The organism is Anaplasma phagocytophilum, assembly GCF_023476575.1.
GTDB lineage: Bacteria > Pseudomonadota > Alphaproteobacteria > Rickettsiales > Anaplasmataceae > Anaplasma > Anaplasma phagocytophilum_A.
Window position 1 is genome coordinate 1 of the sequence record NZ_JAHLEX010000190.1, and the last position, 689, is coordinate 689.

Genomic DNA, 689 nt, shown 5'->3' on the forward strand with positions numbered 1-689 from the left:
TGCATACGGGCGTACGCGGCATCACAGACTTAATGGTTATGCCAGGATTGATAAACCTAGACTTCGCTGACGTTAAGGTTGTCATGAGTGAGATGGGCAAGGCCATGATGGGTACTGGAGAGGCAGAGGGTGAGCACAGAGCTGTTGCTGCTGCCGAAGCTGCTATCTCTAACCCCTTGTTGGACAACATATCTATGAAGGGTGCACGGGGTATTCTCATAAATATAACCGGTGGAATGGATATGACACTGTTTGAGGTTGATGCAGCCGCGAACAGGATTCGGGAGGAAGTTGATGAGGAGGCGAATATAATCTTCGGATCTACCTTCGATGAGAATAGTGCTGGTAGAATTAGGGTCTCTGTTCTAGCCACGGGTATAGATAGTACTCATACTTCAAATCCCAAGGGTAGAGTAGTAAGGGGATCGGAAAGTGATCTTGGAGTCTCAGATGTTGTGGGGGATACCGCAAGAGTCGGGGTCTCTGGTTATGCTAGGGTTGGGTTACAAGAGAGTAGTGGTGCTTCTGTGGTGGAGGCTGATTTGTTTTCTCGTGTCTCCGGAAATCGCAATTCCTCTTTAAACTGGAACAGTAAGTCGTTTGATGTTCCTGCGTTTTTAAGAAAGAAGTAGTGCAAGAAAGAAGGTTTTGGCTCTTGAAATCTGAGCCAGCAGATTTCGCCTGGGGTG

1 protein-coding gene is annotated in these 689 nt (G+C 47.6%); it reads left to right on the top strand.

What is annotated here, in order from left to right:
- Positions 1 to 632, top strand: a 632-nt coding sequence (locus KPX09_RS05475) for a cell division protein FtsZ (RefSeq protein ID WP_410518491.1), incomplete at its 5' end; no start/stop codon positions are given.
- Positions 633 to 689 lie beyond the last annotated feature (57 nt).